Raw genomic sequence first — 1,790 nt, 5'->3', positions numbered from 1 at the left:
CCCGGCGCCGGGCCAGGACGCCCACCGCTGGCCGTGAAATCGAATTCCTGCGCCAGCTGAAGGACCTGGAAGGCCTTGTGCGGTGCGATCTGGGTGCAGGTCGGGTTGTGGAGCACGGAGCTGCAGAAGAAGGCCGTTGGCTGGAACCTCTCGCAGATCTCGCGCATCTGCACCAGGTCGGGCCCATCGGACAGGCGCGGCACCCGGTAGACCTCCATGCCCGTCGACAGCATGCGGTCCACCAGCAGCGGTGGGCAGGGGTCTTCGAGCAGCACTTTCACCGCACCTTGGCGCAGGAAGGCCTGGCAGACCAGGTGAATAGCCTCCATCGCGCCGCCCGTCACCAGCACCTGGTTCGGTTCGACGTGGATGCCGATCTCCTGGAGCTTGATCTGCAGTTGCTGGCGCAAGGGCAGGTAGCCCCTGGCGTCGCCGTACTGGGTCATGATCCGGGCGCTCTGGCGCGAGATGGTCCGCACGGCCCCCGACAGGCTCGCCTCGTCCTGCCATCCGTCGGGAAAGGAGCCGCTGCCTGTCCTCGTCACCAGAGAGGGGTTGCTGCTTACGAGGAGGGCACGCCACCGGGTCCGCCCTTCCGCGGCCGGCCCCTCCAGCGCAGGCTTGTTCGCTGGCAAGGCCTGGCGGCGCGTTCCGGCTTTCACGAAATAGCCGGAGCCCCGGCGGGCTTCCACAATGCCATGCGCGACCAGCCGCTCGTAGGCGCGGGCGACGGTGTCGCGGCTGAGGCCGCAGTCCTCGGCCAGTTGCCGGACGGACGGCAAACGGGCTCCGGGTGTGGACTTTGGCGCATGCGCCTTGGCGGCAATGAGCGAAAAAAGCTGGTCGACGAGCGATGCTCTCGGGTTGTTCTTGGCCACCTCCTCCAGATCATCTGTACTGAAGCGGATGGCCGCTGAGCCGATGGAAGGCTCGCGCATAGGGGAAAGCCCTTTCATATAGGGGAAACCAGTTGAACCGTCCTGATGTCGTGATCAGTACAGCGCTGGCCGCCATGTGGAGAACTGTACTGACATTACGAGGATGTGAAAAGCTAACCTGCGGGCACGCTGCCAACGAGGCTTTCGAGAGGCGCTCAGTCCACAAGGTTCACGTCATGTCCAAGCACACCGGTACCCGACTCTTCCAACCCAAAGAAGTCTGCGTCGCCATCGCCGCAGCATTCGCCGTCTGCGCCGCGGCTTCTGTCCAGGCTGCGGAGCCTCAGCAGGGTGCTGCCCAGCCCGCACAGGCCACCGCCCTCTATGACCTCCCGGCCGCGCCGCTGTCGGACACCCTGAGTGCGATTGCCCGAATCTCGGGGCAGCCCATCCGGTTCGATGCCAGCGACGTCCAGGGGCGCACTGCCCCGGCCGTGAAGGGGCAGTTGAGTGTGCGCGACGCGGTTGCCTCTGCCATTGCCGGCAGCAGCCTCGTGATGCAGATGCGCCATGGGGCCTTGGTGGTGGAGATCCAGACGGTTGAGATTCTGGCCAAGCGCAGCAAGGCGGAGACGAGCTTCAAGGCCGACCTGTCGGACACGGCAGCCCGCAGCGGCACCGACCTGATGGACACCCCGGCATCCGTGACCATCATCACGGCGGACGTGCTCAAGTCCCAGCAGGCGACTTCCGTCATGGACGCGCTGGGCAATGTCAGCGGCGTCGGATTCGCCCAGTCACCGCAAGGCTCCCCGACGTTCAACCTGCGGGGGTTCAGTGTCACGAGCCAGACAGTCAATGGCGTCTCCGACCGTGCCGCCGCCGACACGAACGTCAATGCGGTGATCGATC

General features: G+C 65.7%; 2 protein-coding genes. One reads left to right on the top strand and one right to left on the bottom strand.

Features of this window, described 5'->3' with window-relative positions:
• The coding region (locus tag I73_RS27190) for an aminotransferase class I/II-fold pyridoxal phosphate-dependent enzyme (RefSeq protein WP_148289765.1) at positions 1 to 956 on the bottom strand (956 nt) is incomplete at its 3' end.
• A gap of 158 nt (positions 957 to 1,114) precedes the next feature.
• Here I73_RS27190 and I73_RS09905 point away from each other — a divergent pair.
• Positions 1,115 to 1,790 (top strand): TonB-dependent receptor plug domain-containing protein (locus I73_RS09905; RefSeq protein WP_026096540.1); only part of this gene is annotated, 676 nt, incomplete at its 3' end.

The organism is Ideonella sp. B508-1 (assembly GCF_000333615.1).
Lineage (GTDB): Bacteria > Pseudomonadota > Gammaproteobacteria > Burkholderiales > Burkholderiaceae_C > Ideonella.
This window is presented reverse-complemented; position numbering and strand designations above follow the sequence as displayed.